The organism is Maribacter sp. Hel_I_7, from assembly GCF_000688315.1.
Classification (GTDB): domain Bacteria; phylum Bacteroidota; class Bacteroidia; order Flavobacteriales; family Flavobacteriaceae; genus Maribacter; species Maribacter stanieri.
Window position 1 is genome coordinate 73,491 of the sequence record NZ_JHZW01000003.1, and the last position, 26,726, is coordinate 100,216.

General features: G+C 35.9%; 16 protein-coding genes. 4 read left to right on the forward strand and 12 right to left on the reverse strand.

The genetic code is table 11. The features are described 5' to 3' along the window. Positions 1-151: 151 nt before the first annotated feature. Positions 152-484, reverse strand: a complete 333-nt coding sequence (locus tag P178_RS0111995) for an FtsB family cell division protein (protein WP_027066441.1) — start codon at positions 482-484, stop codon at positions 152-154. Next, positions 484-1,098, reverse strand: coding sequence for a uridine kinase (gene udk / locus P178_RS0112000; protein ID WP_027066442.1), 615 nt, complete (start codon positions 1,096-1,098; stop codon positions 484-486). The genes P178_RS0111995 and udk overlap by 1 nt, the downstream gene beginning before the upstream one ends. A gap of 106 nt (positions 1,099-1,204) precedes the next feature. Between udk and P178_RS21950 the strand changes: the two genes are divergently transcribed. Next, positions 1,205-2,434 (forward strand): multidrug effflux MFS transporter, encoded by a 1,230-nt coding sequence (locus P178_RS21950; protein WP_051638283.1) that lies wholly within the window; start codon positions 1,205-1,207, stop codon positions 2,432-2,434. Between the two features lie 155 nt (positions 2,435-2,589). Here the strand turns inward: P178_RS21950 and acs are convergent, their stop codons facing one another. The 9 genes from acs to nagB form a co-directional block, all read right to left on the reverse strand. Then, positions 2,590-4,497 (reverse strand): acetate--CoA ligase, encoded by a 1,908-nt coding sequence (gene acs, locus P178_RS0112010; RefSeq protein ID WP_027066443.1) that lies wholly within the window; start codon positions 4,495-4,497, stop codon positions 2,590-2,592. Positions 4,498-4,568: 71 nt separating this feature from the next. Further along, positions 4,569-6,263 carry a sodium:solute symporter family protein gene (locus P178_RS0112015; RefSeq protein WP_027066444.1) on the reverse strand — a complete coding sequence of 565 codons (1,695 nt, stop codon included), beginning with the start codon at positions 6,261-6,263 and terminating at the stop codon, positions 4,569-4,571. Between the two features lie 33 nt (positions 6,264-6,296). Then, positions 6,297-6,557, reverse strand: a complete 261-nt coding sequence (locus P178_RS0112020) for a DUF4212 domain-containing protein (RefSeq protein ID WP_027066445.1) — start codon at positions 6,555-6,557, stop codon at positions 6,297-6,299. Between the two features lie 132 nt (positions 6,558-6,689). Further along, complete coding sequence (locus P178_RS0112025) at positions 6,690-7,766, reverse strand: anhydro-N-acetylmuramic acid kinase (protein ID WP_027066446.1); 1,077 nt, start codon at positions 7,764-7,766, stop codon at positions 6,690-6,692. Continuing rightward, the gene (locus P178_RS0112030) at positions 7,753-8,607 is read right to left on the reverse strand and encodes a CPBP family intramembrane glutamic endopeptidase (RefSeq protein ID WP_036146750.1); all 855 of its coding nucleotides are present in this window, start codon (positions 8,605-8,607) and stop codon (positions 7,753-7,755) included. Before P178_RS0112030 ends, P178_RS0112025 begins: the two co-directional genes overlap by 14 nt. Continuing rightward, a complete protein-coding gene (locus P178_RS0112035) occupies positions 8,604-10,169 on the reverse strand; it encodes a glycoside hydrolase family 3 protein (protein WP_051638284.1) in 1,566 nt (521 codons plus the stop codon). Before P178_RS0112035 ends, P178_RS0112030 begins: the two co-directional genes overlap by 4 nt. Continuing rightward, the gene (locus P178_RS0112040; protein WP_027066449.1) at positions 10,162-11,436 is read right to left on the reverse strand and encodes an MFS transporter; all 1,275 of its coding nucleotides are present in this window, start codon (positions 11,434-11,436) and stop codon (positions 10,162-10,164) included. The genes P178_RS0112035 and P178_RS0112040 overlap by 8 nt, the downstream gene beginning before the upstream one ends. Before the next feature lies 1 nt (position 11,437). After that, positions 11,438-12,952, reverse strand: coding sequence for a glycoside hydrolase family 10 protein (locus P178_RS0112045; protein ID WP_027066450.1), 1,515 nt, complete (start codon positions 12,950-12,952; stop codon positions 11,438-11,440). A 58-nt stretch (positions 12,953-13,010) separates the two neighbouring features. Continuing rightward, the gene (nagB, locus tag P178_RS0112050; RefSeq protein WP_027066451.1) at positions 13,011-14,939 is read right to left on the reverse strand and encodes a glucosamine-6-phosphate deaminase; all 1,929 of its coding nucleotides are present in this window, start codon (positions 14,937-14,939) and stop codon (positions 13,011-13,013) included. Between the two features lie 203 nt (positions 14,940-15,142). On the opposite strand from nagB, the gene P178_RS0112055 reads away from it, so the two are divergent. Both P178_RS0112055 and murQ read left to right on the forward strand, forming a co-directional pair. Next, positions 15,143-15,892 (forward strand): DeoR/GlpR family DNA-binding transcription regulator, encoded by a 750-nt coding sequence (locus P178_RS0112055; protein ID WP_027066452.1) that lies wholly within the window; start codon positions 15,143-15,145, stop codon positions 15,890-15,892. Between the two features lie 6 nt (positions 15,893-15,898). After that, the gene (gene murQ, locus P178_RS0112060) at positions 15,899-16,711 is read left to right on the forward strand and encodes an N-acetylmuramic acid 6-phosphate etherase (RefSeq protein WP_027066453.1); all 813 of its coding nucleotides are present in this window, start codon (positions 15,899-15,901) and stop codon (positions 16,709-16,711) included. Positions 16,712-16,792: 81 nt separating this feature from the next. On the opposite strand, the gene P178_RS0112065 is transcribed toward murQ, so the two are convergent. After that, the gene (locus tag P178_RS0112065; RefSeq protein ID WP_027066454.1) at positions 16,793-17,914 is read right to left on the reverse strand and encodes a PQQ-dependent sugar dehydrogenase; all 1,122 of its coding nucleotides are present in this window, start codon (positions 17,912-17,914) and stop codon (positions 16,793-16,795) included. A gap of 127 nt (positions 17,915-18,041) precedes the next feature. On the opposite strand from P178_RS0112065, the gene P178_RS0112070 reads away from it, so the two are divergent. Further along, positions 18,042-26,645: a T9SS type B sorting domain-containing protein gene (locus tag P178_RS0112070; protein ID WP_027066455.1), complete on the forward strand. Its 8,604-nt coding sequence runs from the start codon at positions 18,042-18,044 to the stop codon at positions 26,643-26,645. Positions 26,646-26,726 lie beyond the last annotated feature (81 nt).

The following is a 26,726-nucleotide window of genomic DNA, read 5'->3' on the forward strand; positions in this document are numbered from 1 at the left end:
ATGAGGCTAATGAAAGCTTTTTGTTAACACTAAGTGAATAAGCCTTGAGTTTTCATTAATAAAGCGTTAAACTTTTAGTTATTAAATGGTTAGAAGAACATTTATAACGTAGTATAATAAAAGTGATAAACTTATTAAAAGGATATGAAAACTATTCTTTGTTCTTGAGTTTTAAACTGTCTTCGTATTCAATAAGATAGATTTCTTCATTCTTTTTCTTGAGGTAATATTCTTCACGGGCAAAACGTTCTAACTCATCTTCATCAGACAATTTTTCAATAATTTTTTTATCCCGTGCAATCTCCTCTTTTAAGAAATCTTGAGTTTTTTCAAGTTTTTTTATCTCTTTTCTAAGTTCCAAATGAATTAATAAAGAGTTAGTGTCAAAAAACAGCATCCACACAACAAAAACGGACAAGACCAATACATACATATTGGTCATGATTTTAAACCATTTCTTTTGTTTCAAATCTTTGAAGGCCATTATTCTTGCATTAGTTTTTCGTTGATAATACTCTTAACTATCTCAACTGCAACTGTGTTATATTTATTGTTAGGTATTATAATATCTGCATATTCTTTAGTAGGCTCAATGAATTGTTCATGCATTGGCTTTATGATAGATTGGTATTTTTCTATAGTTTCATCTAAATCCCAACCTCTTTCGTTAACATCTCTTTTAAGTCTTCTAATAAGTCTTTCATCTGTATCTGCATGCACGAAAATTTTAATATCGAACATTTTTCTAATGGCAGAGTTGGTCATGATAAGAATGCCTTCTACTATTATTACTTTGGTTGGATGCGTTAAAACTGTTTTTGCCGTTCTATTGCATTCCAAAAAAGAATAAACGGGTTGTTCTATAGATTCTCCGTTTTTAAGAGCTATCAAGTGTTTTTCAAGTAAAGCAAAATCAATAGAACTTGGGTGGTCAAAATTGGTTTTTCTTCTTTCTTCTAAAGATAAGTGCGAAAGATCGTTATAGTAAGAATCTTGTGAAATTACCCCAACTTCTTCATTTGGTAATTCATTGATAATTTGATTTACTACTGTAGTTTTTCCACAACCAGTTCCACCGGCAATACCTATAATCAGCATACATTACAATTTATTGCAAAAGTACATATTTGAATTTCAAAAAGCATAATCTCAAAAATCAACTTTTAATAACATGGCTTGAATTGTTAAGCCTTATTTTTGCAGGATGCAGAATGAACAGGTAAAGCCTAACTTTGAATTTGTAGCCTTAATGGCATCATTAATGTCTATTGTAGCCTTAACAATTGACGCTATTTTACCAGCAATGGCAGATATTGGTATAGCTATAAACAGCTTGGATCCCACTAAAAATCAGTTACTTGTTACCATGATTTTTTTAGGCTTGGGCGTAGGGCAATTGTTTTTTGGTCCGCTGTCAGATAGTCTTGGTAGAAAACCAATTGTTTACTTAGGTTTTACTGTCTTTTTAGTAGCTAGTATAATTTGTTTATTTGCTCCGAATCTTGAAATAATGCTTGTTGGGCGTGTCTTGCAAGGTATTGGACTATCTGCGCCTAGAACAATAAGTATTTCCATTATTCGCGATACATATAAGGGCGATTATATGGCAAAAATAATGTCTTTTGTTACAGCGTTCTTTATTCTGGTTCCGGTGGTTGCGCCTGCTATTGGCAAAGCTGTTATGGGTATTACAGGTTGGCAGGGTATCTTTTATATGCAATTATTTTTTGCCTTGGTGGTAGGTATTTGGTTTTATAAAAGACAAGTAGAAACATTAAAGCCAGAATATAAGGTACCCTTTTCTTTCAATGTCTTTATTAAAGGAACAAAGGAAATTTTCAGGTACAAGGAAACTGTTTCTTGTACAATGATATCAGGGTTAATTACAGGTTCTTTTTTGGTCTACTTAAGTTCAGCACAACATGTGTTTGAAGAACTTTATGGCTTAACAGAAACATTTCCTTATGTATTTGCGGGGCTAGCACTGTCGGTTGGTTTTTCAACTTTAATGAACGGTACTTTGGTATTGCGTTTTGGGATGCGCAACTTATCTTTTGCTGCACTTGTGGCATTTACAATAATTGCTTTATCCTATAGTTTGTTATTTCTTAATTCTAAAGATCCTAGTATTACTATCTTATTACTATTTCTTTCACTGCAGTTTTTGTGTTTAGGATTTATTTGGGGAAATATGCGATCTATTGCAATGGAACCTATTGGTCATATTGCGGGTATAGGTGCTGCCATAACTGGTTTTATCTCCACCATCTTATCTATCCCAATTTCTATTTTTGTGGGTAGTTTTATTGAGGATTCCGTTTGGGCACTCTTTGCAGGTTTAGGGGTCTGTGGTCTTATTTCGGTTGTATTATTTATGATCTTTAAAACGAGACCTTTATTTGCCAATAATCATGCGTTTTCTAATCAAACATAAGATTTGGTCATTTACTTTAATATTGGTTTAAATTTTAACGATTTAGAAATATTTATTAAAGAATAAAAGCCATAAAATAAAAATTCACCAAGTTCTAGATGTTTCGGACTTGGCGAATTTTATTAATTACAAATATTTTTTTATCGAAGGATAAACTATAGTGCGTTATCCATAATTTCTTGAACAATCTCCGGATTCAATAATGTGCTTGTATCACCTAAATTACTCGTGTCATTACTGGCAATTTTACGTAGAATTCTACGCATAATTTTACCACTACGTGTTTTTGGTAATCCGGTTACAAACTGAATTTTATCTAGCTTGGCAATAGGACCAACATGTTCGGTAATCTGTTGGTTGATTTCTTTTCTTAGATTTTCTCTATCTCTGCTTTCTCCTACTTCTTTTAAAATAACATATCCGTAAAGGGCATTTCCTTTAACGTCATGTGGAAAACCGACAATGGCAGATTCTGCTACTGCTGGGTGTTCATTTATAGAGTCCTCAATTGGGGCAGTTCCTAAGTTGTGGCCGGATACAATAATGACATCATCAACACGACCGGTAATTCTATAATAACCCACTGCGTCTCTTAGGGCACCATCACCCGTAAAATACATATTCTCATATGCGGTAAAATACGTGTCTCTATAGCGGTCATGATTGCCCCAAATAGTTCTTGCGATAGATGGCCATGGAAATTTAATACATAAGCGACCATCTACTTGATTCCCTTTTATTTCTTTTGCATTTTCATCCATTAGAACAGGTTGTATTCCTATAAAAGGTAATGTAGCGTATGTTGGGGTAGTTGGGGTAACGTAAGGAATTGGTGTAATCATAATTCCACCAGTTTCTGTTTGCCACCATGTATCAACAATTGGGCTATTCTTTTTACCTACATTGTTATTGTACCAATGCCAAGCTTCTTCATTAATAGGTTCACCTACAGAACCCAAAACTTTTAGGCTAGAAAGGTCATGTTTTTCAAGGTATTCTAACTTTTCCTTAGCTAATGCTCTAATAGCGGTTGGTGCAGTGTAAAACTGATTTACTTTATGTTTTTCAATGACATCCCAAAAGCGACCAAAATCTGGATAAGAAGGCACGCCTTCAAACATCAATGTAGTTGCTCCATTAGCTAACGGTCCGTAAACAATATAAGAATGACCGGTTATCCACCCAATATCTGCTGTACACCAATAAACATCATGTTCTCTATATTGAAATACGTTTTTGAAGGTATAGGCGGTATATACCATATAACCTGCAGTAGTATGTACCATCCCTTTAGGTGTGCCTGTAGAACCTGAAGTATATAGAATAAATAAAGGATCTTCAGCATCCATAATTTCGGCAACACAATCTGCATAGGCTTCATCTAACAATGGTTGTAGCCATTTATCTCTAGCTTGCTCCATATTAATTTCGGTTCCCGTACGTTTTACCACTAAAACATTTGCAACTTCTGGGCATCCTTCCAAAGCTTTGTCTACAATTCCTTTAAGGTCAATTGATTTGCTACCACGAAACGAACCATCTGATGTAATTACAAGTTTACAATCAGAATCATTGATACGTGTTGCTAAGGCGTGTGAAGAAAACCCTGCAAATACTACGGAATGTATAGCGCCAATACGGGCACATGCCAATAGGGCTACAGAAAGTTCAGGAATCATTGGAAGGTAAATGCAAACACGGTCACCTTTCTTTACGCCATGATCCAATAGCACATTTGCCATACGACAAACTCGCTCGTGCAACTGCCTATACGTTATATGAAGTGCTTCTTCTTTTGGATTGTTCGGTTCAAATATAATTGCTGTTTTGTCTCCCCTTGTTGGTAAATGGCGATCTAAACAATTTTCGGTAATATTTAGTTTAGCACCTTCAAACCATTTTATTTCAGGTTTCTTAAAATCCCAACTTAGAACATTGTCCCACCGCTTACGCCATACGAAATGTTCTTCGGCAATTTCTTCCCAAAACGCTTCAGGATTACGAACCGATTTTCGGTAGACTTGATAATACTCCTCCAAATGTTTAATGTGGTAATTACTCATGGTATGCGTTAATTTAATATGCAAAAGGTGTTGCTGCCTTTTGGTTGTTGTTAAATGTTGATTTGTTTGTGTTAATGTCCTGTGGCTTCACCGGCACCACTAGGTATTCTTATATTTTCTACAATTTCTTGAACATCTTCTGGTGGCTCTGGGGTAAATTGCAATACAATAATTGCTACTATAAAGTTAGCGATCATGGCGATACTACCAAACCCTTCCGGAGAAATACCAAACCACCAATCTGTAGCGGTACCGCCACCAAACCAACCAAATTTAAATTTGGTCATGTAGAATAGCATAAGTATAATACCTACTACCATTCCACTTATTGCTCCTTCCTTATTCATTTTCTTATAAAATATACCTAGAACTATGGCAGGGAAAAATGATGCTGCTGCTAAGCCAAATGCCAATGCCACAACCGCTGCGACAAAGCCTGGCGGATTAATACCAAAATAGCCTGCAATAACTACGGCAACTGTTGCAGCACCTCTAGCTACCCATAGCTCTGCTTTATCTGAAATATTAGGTTTAAAAACTTTCTTTACCAAATCATGAGAAACTGATGCGGAAATTACCAATAGAAGTCCGGCTGCGGTAGAAAGCGCTGCCGCAAGTCCGCCTGCTGCTACTAGTGCTATTACCCAAGCTGGTAAATCAGCAATTTCTGGATTGGCCAATACCATAATGTCATTATCAATGGTAAGTTCATTCTTGTTTTTATCAGCTACATATTGAATTTTACCATCCTCATTTTTGTCATCAAAAGATAATAATCCCGTTTCTTCCCAATTTTTAAACCAAACGGGCATGTTTGAGTATTCTTCGTTACTAACGGTATTAATTAAATTGGTTTTTGCAAATACAGAAACAGCTGGCGCGGTGGTATATAAAATAGCGATTAACAGTAACGCTAGCCCGGCAGATTTACGAGCATCCTTAACTTTTTTAACGGTAAAGAATCTAACGATAACATGTGGTAAACCCGCTGTGCCAACCATTAAAGCGAGTGTAATGGCGAAAACATCTGTAATAGATTTTGAGCCATCGGTATACTCATTGAATCCTAATTCTGTAGATAGTCCGTCCAATTTATCTAATAGAAAAGTGCCAGAGCCATCATTAAGGGTTGAGCCCATGCCTAACTGTGGAATAGGGTTTCCGGTCATTTGTATAGAAATAAATATGGCCGGTACCATAAAAGCAAAAATCAATACGCAATATTGAGCAACTTGTGTATAGGTGATGCCTTTCATTCCCCCTAAAACAGCATAGAATAATACAATAATCATCCCTATTATTACTCCTGTATTTATGTCTACTTGAAGGAATCTGGAGAAGACCACACCTACGCCACGCATTTGTCCTGCAACGTATGTAAAAGATACAATCAATGCGCAAATAACAGCAACTATACGTGCTGTCTTAGAATAGTAACGATCACCAATAAAATCGGGTACGGTGAACTTGCCAAATTTACGTAAGTATGGGGCAAGCAAAAGTGCCAATAGCACATAACCTCCTGTCCAGCCCATAAGGTATACAGAGCCGTCATAGCCAGCAAAAGAAATTATACCAGCCATTGAAATGAATGATGCTGCAGACATCCAATCGGCTGCTGTAGCCATGCCATTTGCTAGTGGTGACACACCGCCGCCGGCAACATAAAAATCTTTTGTTGATCCGGCCCTAGACCAAATCGCAATTCCGATATATAGGGCAAAAGTTACCCCTACTAAAATATAAGTCCAAGTTTGAACACTCATGTTTTGGTTTTTTGATGGTTGGTATATTTGGTGTTATTCGTTGTAGTTATATTTCTTATCAAGTTTGTTCATGAGCCTTACATAAACGAAAATTAAAATAACAAAAACATAAATAGACCCTTGTTGTGCAAACCAGAAGCCTAGTTTAAAACCTCCAATTCTAATAGAGTCTAAAGCATCTTTAAAAAGAATGCCTGCACCAAACGATACTACGAACCAAATCGTTAATAGTATAAAAAGATACCTTACATTTTCTTTCCAGTAAGCCGTTGCTTTCTTTTGTTTTTCTGACATTTTTAATGCTATTTTAATTAAGAGAATATTCTTAGTACGAACCAAGGATAATTTCAGATAAATATTAATTTAAAAAAGAGGGAAACCTCTGGATGCTAAATTTCGATTATCAAGTAAATTAGGTAAAAAAGTTCAATTGGGTATGAACAATACTCCGCTAGAAGAATCTTTCTTTGCTCCCGTAACAGATGAAAGTACATTTGTTAATTGCTCCGATCTTAAAACGCCCATTAAAGCGAATACCAAGGCTTCTTTAAATTCTATGATGATTTTTTCTGGTATTACTATTTTAGTGGTGTCACCCAATTTTTGCTGTAATGTTTCTATCAAGAAAGAGTTTAGTGCACCGCCGCCGGTTACTAGTAATTGTTGTTTGTTATGTTTAAAATTTAGTTGAATTTGTTGTGCTATTTTATCACATATATGGTGAATGCTAGTATGAAGTAAATTTTCAATAGAATCATCAGTATTCTCAACAATAGGAACAACCTCAGCTAAAAACCATTCGTAACCAATAGATTTAGGATGTGGTAATAAATAATATTGAAGACCATTTAATTCTTTAAGCATTTCAGCATTTACCTGGCCACTTCGGGCAAGATTACCATCTTCATCATACTCTAAATCAACTTTTCTGGTGATGTAGTTGAGTATCATGTTAGCTAAACCAATATCATAGGCTATTCTTTTGTCTTTTACGTCAAAAGATATATTGCTAATACCACCAAGATTTAAGCAGTAATCATACTCATTAAAAAATATGCGGTCACCTATAGGAACTAAGGGTGCACCTTGCCCCCCAAGGGCAATATCATTTGTTCTGAAATCAGCAATTACTTTTATGCCACTTACATTTGCTAAATGTTGTCCTGATCCTACTTGGAAAGTAAGTCCCATTTCTGGACGGTGGTGCGTAGTGTGGCCATGACTAGCAATAAAGTCTACTTCTAATTTATTATCGATTATAAAGTTCAGAGCTTGTTCTCCAAGCCATGTGCCATAGGTATTGTGAAGTTCAATTAGTTTTTCAGCAGATAGGTCAATAGCATTTTTCAAAGTATTCATCATTTCTGAAGAATAGCCTACGCTTTTGGTTTCTTTGATTTCAAATTCCCATATGCCTTTCTTTTCCCAAATGTGACAGTAGGCCAGGTCTAGACCATCTAAAGATGTGCCGGACATTAAACCAATAATTTTATATATTTTCATTTGTGATAGGTTGTTTTTTCTTTTGTACTTGATAGTAATACATGACTAAAAACACTAATGACAATTCTGTAACTAGTGAAAAAATTGATCCTTCAAAGCCAAATTCACCACCGTTAATTTTATTGGTTACTGGTATAGTAAACTCAATAATAGAGTAAATATCTTGACCACTTACGTTAAACCCGAATAATGATTGAAATAGGTTCCAGCTGAAATGAAAGGCAATAGGGTACCATAAATTCTTGGTGTATATGTAAGAGGCGCCCAATGCCATGCCCGCCAAAAACAGACCTAGTAAACTGAACCAACTAATGTTTGGGTTGGCTCCATGCATTAGAGCAAATAGGGTAGCAGATATTGTTAATGCTAAATACTTATTGAAGGATAGCATCAAGTTTTTTAAAATATAGCCTCTAAATAATACTTCTTCTAAAACAGCTACAAGTACAAAAAGCAAGGTGGTATAAAATAATTCAGAAAAGTTAAAATTCAGTTTATCAAAAACAATTTCATTTGTTAACGATAGTCCTAAATATGCTAAAAACATTATTGTTAAGCCAAAGATGGTGCCAATTACAATATCCTTTCCTTTATTCTTTATTTGTAAGCCTACTTCTATGAAAGGTTCTTTGTCAACAAATTTCATGAATAGCCATATTAGCAACATGGTTCCTAAAAAGGAAAAAGTAATCATGATTAAATGCTGAGTGGTAGATTCCTGAAATTCCGGATTACTAAAGGGTACCTCGGCAATTACTGCTCCAGCAAATTGAAACAACCCTACTAAAATAAAATAGGGAAATATAATAGCAATTACTCTCAACCAGCCCGAATGATTCATATACTGTTCTCAAGTTTAAATGGTAATTCTCCTTTTGCTTCGAAGTTTCCTAAAAAATGCTCAGTTGCCACATCTTGAAATTCTTTGAAATTCTGATAAGCAATTACAGTAGCGGTTGTTTTATCTGTATTGAAATATTTTAATGCATACGGGTTACCAAAGTGATAGAAAACGACATTTTTAGAAGTTATAAGCTCATTAATAAAGTCTATTTCTTCTTGAAGAAAGCCAAATTTATTAGTTGGTTTTATTTGAGGAGGAGTTAAAAGTAGTAATATTTCAGTCTCACCTTTAACTTCATTTCTCATTTCAAAAATGTTATCTAAAATTTCTTGGTTGGTTTGATTGGTTCCAAAACGCTTTATTGTTAAGGTGCAGAAATTAGTAGCTTTGAATTTTGAAATATCGGCCGCAGTGCCATGATGTAAAGTAAGTGTACGTTCCGCAATTTTTCTGTTCAGAGCACTCGGGTCTGTCAATTCTTGAATTGTACTTTCTTCGTTAAAGGCTTTTTCTTTTAACTTCCAGATGCGCTCGAGACTTTTATTGATTTGGGTTTCTGAGGCATTTTTTAAAATCATCTGAATACCTTCTTCAATATGCTCTGCAAAGCATAAAACATCGTTTCCTGCATTAAATGCCAGCCATTCTAATTCTCCTTTAATAGGGTAATTTTTAGAAACGGCATGCATATTTAAAGCATCGGAAATAACTACTCCGTCAAAGCCCATTTCATTTCGTAAAACTCCGGTAATAATATCTTTATTGATACTTGATGGCAATTTGGAGTCAGTTGTTAATGAGGGTACAGAAAGGTGTCCTGCCATAACAGAATCAACACCTTCTTCAACTAATTTTTGAAAAGGATATAATTCATTTTCTAAAAGTTCTGCTTTGCTTTTTTCAATAACCGGTAGCCCTAAATGAGAATCTGTAGCCGTATCTCCATGACCGGGAAAATGTTTTATGCTTGTAAGTACACCTTCGCTTTGTGTACCTTTTACAAATGCAGTTGCCATAGCGACCACATTGTGCTTGTCATCACCAAAAGAGCGATAGCCAATAACAGGATTATTCGGATTTATATTGATGTCGACAACAGGAGCGAGATTCCAGTGTATACCTGCTGCCTTACAATCTTTGGCTATTTGTTTCCCAACTTCATATACTAAATCAATATTCTTAGTATTTGCTCCTAAAGTAATAGCATAAGGATATTGTGGTGTGTTTTCTATTCGCATGGCTAATCCCCATTCAGCATCAATGGAAATAAGTAGGGGGTAGGTAGCCGATTTTTGGTATCTCTTAATAAGATTTTTTAATGTATCAAAACTGTTTTCGTTGACAACGATTTTTTTCTTGCCTTCAAAATTGGTTGCCGCACTTGCTCTGGAATGAAAAAAACAGAGTCCGCCAACATGTTGTTCTGAAATCAGTTTTTCAAGTTGTTGTATTTCCTCTTCCGTATCATTGATAAAGGCTGCTGGCATAAAAAGTTGTCCAACCTTTTCGGATAGGGAAAGTGTTTCTATAGCTTCTTTAGTAGATATACTATTACTCATTAGGTACTGTTGTTTTTTTACCGAAATCTGCCGGATAAGAAATGAATTTTAATAATAATAAAGCAGGTAAGGCAGCAATAACTACCCAAACAAAAAAGCCATCATAGCCTAGCCATTGTTGTATGTAACCACTGATCATGCCTGGTAGCATCATACCTAATGCCATAAAACCAGTTGCAATAGCATAATGTGATGTTTTAGATTTACCATCTGCTATGTAAATGAGGTACATTAAAAAAGCTGCAAAGCCAAATCCATATCCAAATTTCTCAAATATGACGGTTGCTGTAACCGCATAAATATTGGTGGTATCTGTGGCTGCTAACACTGCGTATAGAATATTGGGTAAATTCAGCGAAAGAACCATGGGTAGCATCCATTTTTTTAGTCCGTCCCTTGAAATTAAAATACCTCCTAAAATACCTCCAATTGAAAGGAAAATTACTCCCGCTGTACCAAATATAGTTCCTAACTGTTCTGTTGAATACCCTAATCCTCCTTTATCGGGTGTATCCAAAAGAAATGGTGATGCCATCTTTACTAATTGTGATTCCCCTAATCGGTAGGTTAAAATAAAGGCTAGGGCAATACCAATACCTGGCTTTTTGAAAAATGAAGAAAACACTTCAAGAAATCCAGCTGGTTTTTCCTTATTCTCAATATTTTCAGATTCGTATTTTGGAGTAACAAAAAAGTTGGCTACAGTCATTATCAACATTAGAAAAGCTGCTGCTGACATGGTTATGCTCCAAGCCTTGGTATTGTCTCCGTATTTATTTTCTAGGAAACCGGCCAATACAACAATTAATCCTTCGCCTGTAACCATTGCCAGTCTGTAGAAAGTACTTCGCATACCAACGAAGAAAGATTGCTTCTTTTCTGTAAGACCTAACATATAATATCCGTCTGATGCTATATCATTGGTTGCAGAGGCGAAAGCAGCCATCCAAAAACAGGCTAATGATGATATAAAAAACATATTGGTTGGCAGTGTTAAGCCAACACCTAATAGTGAAATAGCGATTAACAATTGCATTGCTAAAAACCATTTCCGTTTGGTGCTTTTTAAATCTACGAACGGACTCCATAAAGGTTTTAAAACCCAAGGTAAATACAAAAGACTGGTATAAAGACCAATGTCTTCGTTGCTGACGCCTAGTTTCTTGTACATAATTACAGATACCGTGACAACCAGTACATAAGGTAAGCCTTGTGTAAAGTATAGAACAGGCACCCAAGCCCAAGCTCCTTTATCTTTTTGAACCATTTTAAGGAATATTCTTTAAGTTAATTACAGTTGGTATTGTTTCCGCAGCATACAAATCAATAAAGCTAATACTGTAATATGTCTTTTTGAAATCTGATTTAGGTATGCGAATTGAATTTGAGTTGGAGTTTATTAAAACTTTAGTCACTAGTTTTTTAATGGGATATTCTTCCTTCACCTTTCTGCCAGATGAATAGATGAGCATGTAACGCATACTTTTTAAATCATCGAACTCAAATATTACTTCATCGCCTTCTTTAGTCGTATTTATAAGTTGAGGTTTATTAATACTATGATTTTTAGCTAAAGATGATATAGGGTTCAGCGCAGGTAGTTTGTAATATTTCTTGTTTATGTATTCTACAACGTCATCTTTTTCGGTCATTAAAGATTTTGCACTGAACATAATGTTACCTTGAATCTGTGGTGTTTCTCGAGCAAGTTCTAACTGCATTGGTAACTCTTTACTGTCATTCCAAGCTTCGTCGCTGTTATTTCTAATTTTGTAAGGACCATTGCCAACATAGAGGTTGGTGTTAAAATTGTTTTTTGACCACCAGTCTACAATTTTTCTATGTGAAGCAACAGGTAAATCCATACTCCAATAGACCTGTGGAGCCAAGTAATCTATCCAACCTTTTTCCATCCAGAACAATGGGTCTGCGTATAAATCTTCATAGGTGGTTTGTCCTGCTTTGGTATCTGAACCTTTTGGGTCTGTTGAATTATTTTTCCAAACTCCGAACGGACTAATACCAAACTGTACCCATGGTTTGATAGCTTTAATAGTTTCATGAGATTGTTTTACCAATGAATCAATATTGCTTCGTCGCCAATCATCAATACTTTGATTGTTTTGAGCATAAGTTTCAAATGCTAATGAATCATTGAAAATGGCATCTTTTATTTTGTACGGATAGAAGTAATCATCAAAATGTATTGCATCTACATCGTAGTTGGATACTAATTCAGTTATAATGTTCGAAAAATGTTTTTGCACCTGGGGTAACCCTGGGTTGTAATAATTCTTTTTGCCATAATGTACTATCCATTCTGGATGTGTGCAATAATCATGGGTTTCTGCCAGCACCTCAAAATTCTCATCAAAAGTAGCCCGGTAAGGATTCAACCATGCGTGAAACTCCATGCCTCTTTGGTGAGCTTCAGATATCATCCATTCTAGAACATCTGTATTCCATTTTGGAGGAGTACCTTCTTCTCCGGTTAAAAATCTGGACCATGGTGCATACTCAGAATCATAAAAAGCATCACCGGCAGCACGAACTTGTACAATTACTGCGTTGTAATTTTCCTTTTCATAAAAATCTAGAATTTTAAGATAATCTGCTTTTTGTTTTTCAGAAGTGTCATTACCGTTTTTAGGCCAATCTATATTGACCACGGTAGCAATCCATACACCTCTAAATTCTCTTTTAGGATGTTTTTCGTAAGATTTGAAAATTCCGCAAGAATTAAAAAGTAGTATTAGAGCTAGAAGGGCGAGTTGTTTTGTCATAAATAGTAAAAAGGCCTATTTTATTATTAAAAATAGGCCTTTTAATTCAATTTAGTTGTTAGTTAAATTTATGTCTTACAAAGGCCTCGATTGCAGCATATGAGGATAAGCCCATAGCTTTATATTTATTGGCAGTATCGCGATTTCTTTCTTCTGCTCGCATCCAAAATTCTCTAGAATCGTCTCCTTGAAACATTACACCATCTTTTTGAGATTGGTGACAGAAAATAGCATACCGTTTTTTCAGAACTTGCCCTGGACTCATCGGTACGGCCATTTCAATTTCATTGATATCCCACTCGTGCCATGCACCTCTATACAACCATAACCAGCAATCTTTCATGAAATCTTCTAATTTTATCTTATCACATGCAGCGAAAATAGCATCTAAACACACTTTGTGCGTACCGTGTGGATCTGCCAAATCTCCTGCTGCATAAATTTGATGGGGTTTAATCTCCTTGATGATGTCTATTACAATTGCTATATCCTCATCAGATAAATTCTTTTTCTTGATAGTACCAGTTTCGTAGAAAGGCAAGTCTAAGAAATGTACATTTTCATCTTGTAGCCCCATATATCTTGTAGCTGCATATGACTCTCCACGTCTAATTTTCCCTTTTAAATTTCTAACTTCTGGTGAATCTATTCGGGTTTCGTTTTTATCAGAAATTGATTCAATGATGTTTTTAGCCGCATCGGATGGATTTATCTGCATCGCTATTTCCGCATATTTTCTAGCGTCTGTATCAGAAACCGCAATATTTCCAGAAGTCTGGTAAACGATATGTACATCATGACCTTGTTCAACTAACCTGTCAAAAGTACCGCCCATAGATATTACATCATCATCTGGGTGAGGACTAAATATGATTACACGTTTTTTGGCAGGTTTGGCTCTTTCCGGTCTATGCGTATCATCGGCATTTGGCTTGCCGCCTGGCCATCCGGTAATGGTATGCTGTAGTTTATTGAACATTTTTATGTTCAAATCATAAGCGTCTTCCGTTGCCAGAAGATCTGCCATTCCATTGTCATTATAATCCTTATCGGTTAAGCTTAAAATGGTTTTACCAGTATTTTCACAAAGCCAAACTATGGCTTTTGATCTTAATTCTTCGGTCCATTTACATGCATCAACTAACCACGGAGTTTTGTTTCTTGTTAATTCGCTTCCTGCACCTGTGTCCAATACAAAAGTACAGTTGTCATGTTCTTGTAAATAAGTTGCAGGTACATGTGAAGAAATTTCACCTTCAATTGTTTTCTTTATAATGTCCGCTTTATTTTGACCCCAGCCTAATAAAACAATACGCTTAGCTTTTCTTACTGTAGAAATACCCATGGTAATCGCTTTTCTAGGTACATTATCTATTCCTAAAAATGACGGAGCGGCATCTACACGAGTAATATGATCTAACGTAATTACTCTTGTTCCTGAATTAAAGTGTGAACCTGGTTCATTGAAACCTACGTGACCTGTTCTACCAATTCCTAATAATTGAAAATCTAGTCCGCCGTGTTCTTTAATTTTTCGTTCATAACTTAAACAATAGGCCGTAGTTTTGTCAATACTTACGGTACCGTCTGGTATATGTATATTTTTTTCAGGAATATCTACATGATTAAAAAGATGTTCATGCATAAAGTAGAAATAACTTTGAATGTTATTTGGCTCCATTGGTAAATACTCATCTAAATTAAAGGTAATTACATTTTTAAAGCTCAGACCTTCTTCTTTGTGCATGCGTACCAATTCTTCATAGACTCTAATTGGTGAAGATCCAGTAGCTAAACCTAAGACACAATTTCTTTTTTGACCTTGTCTCTTTTTAATTAAGGCAGCTATTTCATGAGCAACTTGAATGGAAGCTTCATTGGAATCTTGAAAAATTACATTGTGAATTTTTTCGAATCTTGTTTCTTCAAACTGACCAATGGGTTTGTGGGTGATGTCGATTTTGGAGTCTTTTACGGCATTTTTCATAAGTCTATGATGAAATTTTAGGTTTTTAATTCATGCAAATATATGCGTTATTTTAAATATTTGCTGTTTTTTGCAAGAAATAATGCTGTATTATGCTGTTAATTAAACTTTAATTTATGTTTACATTACATTAACGTCATAAAACGGCATGTGATAAAATTCGCTATCTTTGTGTTATTCACAAGTATAAAAGTTGCTTTTAAATGTTAAAGGAAGAACGTCAACAGACGATATTAAACGAAGTTGATTTGCACAATAGAATTCTTATTACTGATATTGCGGAAGCTTTAGACGTATCTATAGACACTATTAGGAGAGATGTAAAAGAGTTAGATGCAGAGAATAAACTTCGTAAAGTTCATGGTGGTGCTATTTCAATGGGGTACATGACCAATAGTGCCAGAAATACCAATATATATAAATTAGAAGATAAAGCCGCTATTGCACTAAAGGCGATAAGTATGTTGAGAGATGGTGCCGTAATTTTTCTTGATGGTGGTACAACGTGTATGGAACTTGCCAGAATTATACCAGAAAATTTAAACCTTACGTGTTTTACTATTAGTTTACCTGTGGCAATGGAACTTTCTCATAAAGCCAATATCAATGTTATTTCTATTGGAGGGCAAATTTCAAAAGAGGCTCAAATTTCTATTGGTGCAAATGCCATTCACCATATATCTGAAATACGTTTCGACTATAGTTTTATTGGTACTGGTTATGTTGATGCTACTTTTGGCTTAACGGAGTTTGATTGGGATATTGTTCAAATAAAAAAAGCGGTAATAAAAGCTTCAAAAAAAACCGTGCTTTTGTCTATTTCTGAAAAGCTCAATTCTCAACATCGATACAAAACATGTGATATAAATTCTATTAATACAATGATTACCGAATTAAACCCCGATAATCAATTACTGAAAGCTTTTAAAAATCTAGATATTAAAATTATATAGTGAAAAATGGATTATAAGAAAATTACAGAAACTCCGTCTAATCATGACAATTTAGAGTTGATGGATACCCAAACCATTCTGCAAAAAATGAATGAGGAGGATAAAAAAGTAGCTGATGCAGTAGAAAAAACTATTCCGCAGGTGACTAAACTTGTTGATGGATTGGCAGAGCGATTTAATAAAGGAGGAAGATTGTTTTATATTGGCGCAGGTACAAGTGGTCGATTGGGTATTCTAGATGCCTCAGAAATTCCGCCAACCTTTGGTATGCCTCATGAACGTGTAATTGGTTTAATTGCAGGTGGTGATACCGCTATTAGAAAGGCAGTTGAAAATGCTGAAGATGCCACAGCACAAGCTTGGGTTGATTTGAAAGCTCATGATATAAATGATAACGATGTTGTTGTGGGTATTGCGGCATCGGGTAGTACACCATATGTTATTGGTGGTTTAGAAGATGCCAAGAAAGCGGGTATTTTAACTGCTGCAATAACAAATAACCCTGGCGCGCCTATTGCCAGAATTGCTGATATTCCTATAGAAATTAATGTCGGACCAGAATTTCTTACCGGCAGTACTAGAATGAAAAGTGGTACGTCGCAAAAATTGGTGCTAAATATGATTTCTACTGCTTTAATGATTAAGATTGGCAGAGTGAAAGGAAATAAGATGGTTAATATGCAATTAAGCAATGATAAGTTGGTAGATAGAGGTACCCGCTATATTATGGAAGGTTTGAATATAGATTATACCGAAGCTGAAAAGTTGTTGAAAAAACACGGCTCTGTAAAATTAGCAATAGATGCCGGTAAGGCCTAAGTTGAGGTTTTTTTATAATAAATTTTGAATAAAAAACGCCTGAAGCCCCAGTATTTATAGGAACAGGCGTTTTTTTATAGTTTACTTTTTAGGAATTAATTTATAAATTCCTTTTCCTTCAACGGCTATGTAAATAATACCATCTGGACCTTCCTTTACGGCACGTACTCTTCCTAAACCATCCATTAATTTTTCGCGAGCTATAACTTTGTTGCCATCTAATACTAATCTTTCTAAATATTGAAAAGCCAATGAGCCTACCAATAGGCTTCCTTTCCAATTTTTATAATTGTTCCCAGTAACATATGTCATTCCGCTTGGAGCTATAGAGGGTACCCAAAAATGAATTGGCTGTTCCATCCCTTTCATTTCTGTTTTATCGGTGATAGGTGTGCCTCCATAATTAATTCCATATGTAACCAATGGCCATCCATAATTGCCTCCTTTTTTTATAATATTAATTTCATCACCTCCACGTGGTCCGTGTTCATTATCCCAGATTTCTCCGGTTAAGGGGTGTTTAATTAGTCCTTGAGGGTTTCGGTGTCCATAGCTGTAAATAGCAGTCTTGGCACCGTTTACATCTACAAACGGATTGTCTTTTGGAATGCGACCATCATCGTGTAAACGATATATTTTACCGCCGTCTCTCTTTAAGTCTTGCGGGTTAATATCCCTGTCTCCACGTTCACCGATGGAGAAATAAAGATAACCGTCATTATCAAAGACAATTCTTGATCCAAAATGTTGCCCTTTAGTCGTATTTGGTATTGCTTTGTACAATACCTCTTTTTCGATTAAAGCATTATTTTTCAATTTTGCTCTCATTATTGCGGTATGTCCTCCTTTTTCATTTCCTTCAGTTGATGCATAGGAAAGGTAAATAAATCCGTTTTCCTGATAATTAGGGTGAATTTCAATATCTAATAATCCGCCTTGACCTCGATTATATACTTCTGGAACATTGCTGATAATCGTCTTTTTTCCATTTCTAAAATGAATCAATTTTCCTTCTTTTTCAGTAATTAAAATACTTTTGTCTGGAAGGAAGGTAAACCCCCATGGTATCTGTAGCTCATCGACGAACAGCTCAGTAGAAAAAACAGGCTCTTTTGGTGTAATTACTTTGTTTTCAGTATTTTGTGCGCAAGAATAATTTAGCGATACAACGAATAAAAGTGCTATGGTGATACTATTTTTCATATACAGGCGTTAGAAATATGTTAGAGAACACATGATTATTTAAAAGATAAAATATAAGTATAAAAATTACACCAAAGAACTTTATAGATCCCAAATCGGTATTGTTCTTAAAAACGAAACTTAACCTATGCTCCCAAAACAACAGCGGTATGCGCTGTATGTACTTTTACTGATTGTTATATCAGTTATAGGTACTACGGCACTAGCCAACTCTAAAGTAACTACTTTATACGAAGAGGTGGCTCTTGTAATCGAAAAGGCTGTTTCGATTTCTACCAAAAACCAACCCAATTCAGAAAAAGAAGTCATAGTTACACGAAAGTCTAATTTAGCTGCTTCAGCAATGTATTCAACAATTATTGTAGGTGCAGACGCTACTGAGACTTGTAACGATAACGGATTCACAATTGCACGATTCAATTTATGTGGAGATTATGATGATCGTATTATAAGTTTATCCGGTGGTAGTCATACTTCAGTTTCATGGCAAGTATTGGGAGGTTCTTGTTCACCGAATGTAAATACTGAATGTCCAAATACCGGTTCTTGTTATACTGAAGTTCATAATGGACAAACATTTTCGTTAGATGCTAGTTCGGTCTCTTCAACAACAGGTGGCGAATACCGAGTTGTTGTAGACGGTCAACCATATTACTTTAAAGTAAAGAAAAGTACAATTACCCAAACCTATGTAAAACAAGATTACATCTGTGGAGTAGATGGTAGAATTCAAATAACCAACTTATCTAGTGCCTACGAGTTTAGTATTGATGGTGGTACAACTTGGCAGGGTGCAATATTCTCTGGTCTAGCTCCTGGTACGTATAACGTTAAGGCAAGATTAAGAAATACAGCTAATACATGTGAGTATCCTTATGAGCCTATTGTAATAGAGGAGAAGGAGATCGAAATCGAAGCAACTTTTACCGATGCCTTATGTAGTGGTGATACAGGAAGTATAACAGTTACTGCTTCAAACGTTCCTGGTCCTTATAAATATACTCTATTAAATTCTAGTGGTGTTGCGCAAGAATTTACAGCTTACATAGCAACAAATCCTTATACTTTTTCGGCTGTAGGGTTTGGTACATATACAGTACAAGTAGAAACACAACAATGTAAGGGAGACCCTTTAAACGGAATTAGTGCTCCAAGACAAACGGTAGATACCAGTGGAAATCCTTTAACAATAGGTGCTGGGGCTTCTGCCTTAGATGCCTCAACTGAAGTAAATAGCAGTTTTGGATGTTCAAATATTTCTAGCGTAGATATTACTTTAAATACTACTGGTGGTTCTGCCCCATATACTTTTACGGTTAACGGTGGTAGTGTGCAACCTTCATTTGGAGATGCGGCTACAGATTCTGGTACAACAACATATACGGTATCATCTGCAGGAACATATGATTTTGTTATTACAGATAGTAACGGTTGTATTATTAATGCTTCTTCTGATGTTGAGGATTTATTACCACCAGATATTACTGTTGCAGGTATAGATGGTACTTGTAGTAATGGTGGTGCAAAATTAGAATTTACTATAAATAACGGTAGAGGTTATAATATATCGTATAGAGAAAGTGCTTCTGAACCATGGGTAAGTACTCCGCAGATTTCAGTAGCTGCAGGAACTTATAATGATATTGAAGTAAGATACCAACAAGGCGGATTTGAATGTACTTTAGATTTGGCTTCTGTAACGGTAGATACGGTTGGCTCATTAACAGGTAGTGCAACTAAAGTTACTGATGTTACTTGTACAGGTGCTGGTACTAATGGCGGACAAATTGATTTTGTTGGTCCATTTTCTGGTGGTTCTGGTAGTGGTTATGTTTTTAGTATTGACGGAGTTAATTTTACGACTACTACATCATATACAGACCTAGCAGCTGGTACATATACACCAATAATTCGTGATGCAGGTGGGTGTCGTTTAGAACTTACTGCTATAGAAATTTTAGACACAGATCCACCAACAGATATAGATTTTGTAACATCAGATAGTAATTGTGGTAATAATACGGTAGATGTACAATTATTAACTACAAGTAACGCTTCTATTGCTAACTATAGCATAATTAGTCCAGCTTCTGAAGTTCATGATAATTTTGGTAATGACACTTTCGATGATCTTGATGCTTCTCAAGCATATATTTTCCAAATTACAGATGTAAACGGGTGTACTTATACTGAAGGATTTAGACCTGTAGTAATTAGTTCTATTCGTGTTCGTGTAAAGTCTGGCGGAGATTTAAGAGTTTGTAATGGTGAAACAGATGGTACAGGTACTTTTATTATTGACGGATTTGCTAATAACTATACCTATGATATAAATGGAGGTTTATTCACAGGCGGACCTCAAAGTGCAAGTGAAGTAGTTTTACCTTCATCGGGTGTTGGTACGTATACGATTACCGTAACAGATGCTGATACAGGTTGTACGGATACCACTTCATTTGATATTCAAGATGCACCAGTTTTAGATTTGTCTACAAGTACGGTTACAGATATGAGCTGTGCAAATGGCAATTTAGGTGCTGTTAGAGCAAATGCAACCGGCGGCTGGGGTGCATTCAGATATACTTTAACTCCACCGGTAGGTCCACAAGTTGGTCCTAAATCTGGAAGAACATTTAGTAATCTTTCTGCAGCAGGAACATACACATTAACTGTTGAAGATGCAGAAGGATGTACAGATACGTTTTCATTCGATTTAAATCCTATTGATGCGCCAAGTATTTCATTAGATGGTCCAGCTTCTGATTTCTGTTTTGTTGCAGGTGTTGGTGCTACGGTAGCAGTAACTTCTAGTGCAGGTACTGCAGCTATTGGAACGCACCAATATAGAATTAACGGAGGAACATTACAGGCTGGCGCTTCTTTTACAGGTCTTGCACCTGGTAATTATACGATTGAAGTGGTAGATGGTAATGACTGTTCAGATAGTCTACCAATTACAATAGCACCTCAATTAAGGGTAAATACAAGTATTACTACTGAAATACCTTGTGGTGGAGCTGATGGAAGAATTAGTGTAAGTGTAAACGGAGGTTATACTTCTGGTGCTGGTGCAAAGCAATATGAAGTTAGTTCAGATGGAGGTGCTACTTTTGGTACTGCAATACCACTTACTTCAGATACTTTTGATTATGATACAAATATACCTGGAGATTATGTTTTCAGAATTACAGATAATAATACTACCAGCAGTGGTTGTATAGCACAATCTGTTTCTATTACTTTAAACCCGCCACAGAATATTGCTGCTGCATCTTACGTAGCTAGACCTGTAAGTTGTAGTTCTACAAATAATGGTGCTGTTACAATCATTCCTGATGCAACAAGTGGCGTACCACCATATGAAGTTAATTTTAATGGGAATGGATGGGGTTCAGAAACTGTATTTTCAAATTTAACCGTTGGTACATATTCATACTTGGTAAGAGATGCAAGGGGGTGTGAAACGATTGTAGATACTTTTGATATTGTTTTGGATACTACTCCACCGCCAGCAACAATTGTTTCTGAAATTCAGGCTACTTGTGGTGGTAGTGGTCCGGTAAGTGGGGGTATAACAGTGGATGTCACCCAAGGTACCCCAAATTTTGATTTTATTATTGAAGATAATACAGGCGTAGAAATTACACGTAGAGAAGATGTTGATCCTTCTGCATTACCATTACAAATATTAGATGCAGGCTTAGTAACAGGTAACTATACGGTAATTACAGTAGATTCTAATGGTTGTACAGATATAGATACTGTTACCATTACTTCTAATGAAGTTGTGATAACACCTATACCACCGCCAGCACCAGTTGATTGTGATGATACAGCTTTTACTTATGCTGTTTCTGTTAGTGGAGGTACTGGTCCTTATCAAATAAAGTTGTTAGATCAACCTGCTTTTTATAACTTAAATAATACACCGACCACTGATGATCATACATTCAGTAATGTTTCGGACGGTATTCAATATGGTGTAGCTTATACCGTAGTTGTTTTAGATGTAGGTACAGGTTGTACTTATGAACAAGAAATACCACCAATAGACGGTTTTTCTGCTTTAGGTGTTATAGCAGAATCTACACCTGGCGCTTGTGATACTAATAGGAACGGAGAAATAACTTATGACATTACAGGTTATAATATTGGTGATTTATTAAGAATAGAATTGATAAACAATGAAGATGGGTCAAGTATTATACTTGAGAATTCAGTTTTAACTACAGGCTCAACTTATAATGGAGATTATCCAGAGTTACCAGGTGATTATCAAATATTAGTTACTAATATAACAGATACTTGTACAGCGGCAGATTCGGTTTTAGTCCTTCAAAATTTACCGGACATAGATATTTTACAAGAAGTTCCTGCCAACTGTAATGCATTTGGTCAAGTAACCGTTCAAGGTAGAGGAGGTTCTGGAGGACCATATGATTTTGCCTTTATGGACAATGGTATTTCACCAACTGCTTCAGATTGGACTACGGACACTACATTCTCTGCACCAGATGGTAATTATGATGTGTATGTAAGAGATGCAAGTGGTTGTACTTCTTTTGATATAGCTACTATTATATCTTTAGATCCAGATTTACCAGTGCCTACATTTGCAGTAGTAAATCAGTGTAATCCTTTATCTACTTCTTTTGATATTACAGTAACTGTTCCTGGTTCTGTAAATACGCCTAGGTTTACTTTGGGTGGAGATGAACAGTTACCTACGTTTATTCCTGCTTCAGGTTCTGATCCTGATTTATGGTCTTACACGTACATAGTTAGTAGCCCTGGGAATTATGTAGTTGATGTGGTCGATGCTAATGGCTGTACTAGTCAAGGTACTGCCACAGTTTATGACTTTTTATCTGCTACAGGAGAGTTTTCTACAGACAGTACTTGTAATGATGCAGATGGCGTTATAACAATGAGTACTAACGGTGGTAGTGGTGATTTTACTTTTGAATTAACGGGTACTGATTACAATTCAAATTCGATAGGACCAATAACACAATCCAGTAACACTGACTCTCATATATTTACAGGACTAACTCCTGGAACATATGAAGTTAGGATAGTCGATAATATCATGTTTGATGGTACTAATTTTTGTGAAACAACGGTATCAAACATCATTTTAAATCAAGCTGCACAACCAGTTATTATTTCTGAAGAAGCAATTGATATTAGTTGTAGAGATGACAATGATGGTTCTATAGAGGTCGTTGTTGGTCCGGCTAATGCAGCTGTTCCATTTACATCACAGGATACACCATTAACGTATATTTTAAATAATTTAACGACAGCTACAGAGCAGGACAGAAACACAACAGGTGCATTTTCTGGATTGCCTGCAGGTGACTACCAAGTTCAAGTAGTAACTGCTCGTAATTGTGAAGTTTTATCTGCTGTTCAAACAATCGATAATCCTGATGCTTTTAGTATTACTGCTAGTGCTCCAGATTTTGCTTGTGAACCTGGTGCAAATCGTTATAGTTCAACAATTATCACTGTAAATGTTGTTGATACAGGAACAAGTGGTTCTGGTTATCAGTATAGTATTACCGGATTTGAAAATTATCAAACAGGAAATACATTTGAAATAATTGATAACGGTTCACCTCAAAACATTACGGTTTACGCAATAGATGGCAATGGTTGTCAGGCCACTTTTAATGTTCCAACAATTAATGAGCCAACAGATGTTATACCTACCATTGTTGAGGTTGATATTTTAAACTGTAGAGATGATGAGCGTGTACGTATAGAGGTTAGTGGTACTAGCGATTTTACGGTAAATACTGTTTCTGTTATTCCTGTGTCTTCTGTTTCTAATTCTTCTGGTAATAACTATGTAGATGTTTACTTGCCTGATGAGGGCGATTACTTATTTGAAATAACAGATAATACGGTTGGTTGTACCTATCCAATGCCTGTACACACGGTAAATGCACCAATTGCGCCTACAGCTTTAATTAGTGAAGCAAAACCCGTTAGTTGTGCGGTTCCGGGAAATGATGGGGCATTGTTTATAACCGTTGGTGATTATGTAGGTGAGTTTAACTATGTTGTCTATGAAGCAACTGATGACACTAGGTCTACACCATTGGCTTCGGGTACGTTTAATACAACTGATTTTCCAGATATTAATGGCGACGAAGCACGTATAAATAATTTACCTGGTGGTAATTTAGTTGTTGATGTTGTTTCTGTTGATACACCGTTTTGTTCAGGAACTAGTAATGTTACCAATATTAGAACTCCAAATGGTCCATTAGTAGTGACAGCGGATTCTATAGGAAATGTTAGTTGTACAAACGATACTGGAGAAATTGTTGCTATAGGTACAGGCGGTTGGGATACCACACCATATGAATATAGATTGTTAATGAGTACCGATGGTGGTGCAAGTTATACATCTGAAGTTGCAGCATTCTCGGTTGATAATGAATTTACCGGCTTATCTTTTGGTTTCTATGAAGTTGAGGTTAGAGATGTTGAAGGTTGTACAAGTACTGTAGAAATTGAGTTGGAAGAAGTTCCACAAATAATAGCAGGTATTAGAGAGCCACAAAGTCTAGATTGTCCAAATGGTAACAATGCGGTGCTTGAAGCTTATGATACTACATCTGGAGATGCTATTACAGCTACAGCTGGAGCAAGTGGAGGTTTTGCAGGTGCAGGTTATAACTATACACTATTGTATTTAAGTGGTGACGATAATACAGCCGTTGTTTCGCAGAGTGGATTACAGAATACACCTACTTTCATTGGCGATAGTGGTGGATATATAAGTTCAGGTTGGTACGCTATTGAGGTGTCTTCTAGTTTTGGATGTTCATTTGTTACCGATGCTTATTTTGTAGATCCTCCACCACCAATTCAGCCAGTATTGGTACAGACAAGAGTACCTGGTTGTGGTGGCGATGGTGAAATGAGAATGACGGTAGAGAATCCTGATCCTTTGTTTACGTATGAATACTTAAGGGTTGAAAACGGAGTAACTATTGGTACTTATGTTCCAATGACAGGAAACTCGGTAACTATTACAGGTGTTCAGGGTATAACGTATCAATTTGATGTTAGAAAGGTGAACTCAGCAGGTGCTTGTCCGGCAATTCGTTCTAATGGTATTACCATGACAGATGCTACGGATGTTACCTTGTTTACAAACTTAATAGATGATATTTCATGTGCTTCAGAATTGGATGGTAGAATAGAATCATTTGTTGGTGGTGGTGTAGGTGAAGATTTATTCTACTTATATATAGGTGATCCTGTAGATGCATTTAATCCTGCAGCTACGGCAACCCTAGTAAGAGGTCCTCAGGATAATGGTACTTTTGAAGGTCTTCCAGAAGAAACACAATATTATATCGCTGTAACTAGTGGGTCTACTTGTATGAGTATAGGTGGTCCGTTTGAAATCGTAAGACCTGATCCAATTATATTTGATGCTGTACCCACCAACGTTACTTGTAATGGTGAAGAAGACGGTACTATTACGGTTTCTGTAAGTGCTGGTGGCGAAGGATTAATTCAGTTTGCAATAGCACCAAACTTTAATGATTTCTTTAATGATTCTGATAATCCGGGTACATATACTTTTGAAGACTTGGCGGCAGGTACTTATGAAATATTAATTAAGGATGATAACGGTTGTTTTGAGAAAGATTTTATCACCGTTGAAGAGCCTGATCAAATTCAAGTTATAAACATTGAAACTACCGATGAATTATGTATTGGTGCAAACAATGGTACTGTTGTTTTTGAGGTTGTTGGTGGTACTCCTTTTGATGATGTGACTGTAAACCCTACACCATATTTTGAGTATAAAGTTGAAATGGTTGATCCCGTAGATGAGACAGGTACAGCTACATTTGCTCCTTATACTGGAGAAATTCTTGAAGATTTACAAGGAGGTGCATCTTATATTATTTATATACAAGATGTTAATATGTGTACTGCTTCAGAATTGTTCACAATAGATATAGGAGTTGATTTAACTGCAAACCCACAAGTACAATATGGTTGCGAAGGTATTTTCCCTACCAGTACCACAACTATTCAATTGGCAAATGGTAATTTGTTGCCTGAGTTAATGTTTGCAATTGATCCAATTGATCCAACCGATGCTATTACGGCAAATGCCACAGATGAGTATGTTTGGGGAGATTTACCGGCAGGTGATCATATTGTGTACATCTATCATGAAAATGGTTGTACGAATATGGTAGAATTTAGTGTAGAAGGATATGAACCTTTGAGTTTGGTCGTAGATAAAACAGGACCTAATGAAGTTTCTGCTTCTGCGGCAGGTGGTTATGGAGAATATGAATTCTTTTTCAATGGTCGATCTTTTGGAGACGAGACTATCTTTACTACCAATGAAAGTGGATTAGTAAATGTACGTGTAAGAGATGCTAGAGGTTGTGAGTTAGAACTTAGTGTACCATTTGAATTTACAGGAATGTTAGAATTCCCTAATTTCTTTACTCCGGATGGTGATAATTTAAATGATATTTGGTCACCTAAAAACAGAGATCTTTTTGATGGTGTTGAGGTGAGAATTTATGACCGTTATGGTAGAGTAGTTGCTGTATTAGATGAAGTAAGCGGTTGGGACGGTACCTACGAAGGTAAAGAAGTGCCAACAGGAGATTACTGGTATGTAGTTAATGCAAATAGTGATGCAATTAAGTATGTAGGTCACTTTACGTTATACAGATAAAGAAGGAATATAATTTTGAAAAAGGAGATGCAATTTGCATCTCCTTTTTTGTTTTACTAAATTCTTATATGTTTAACTTTT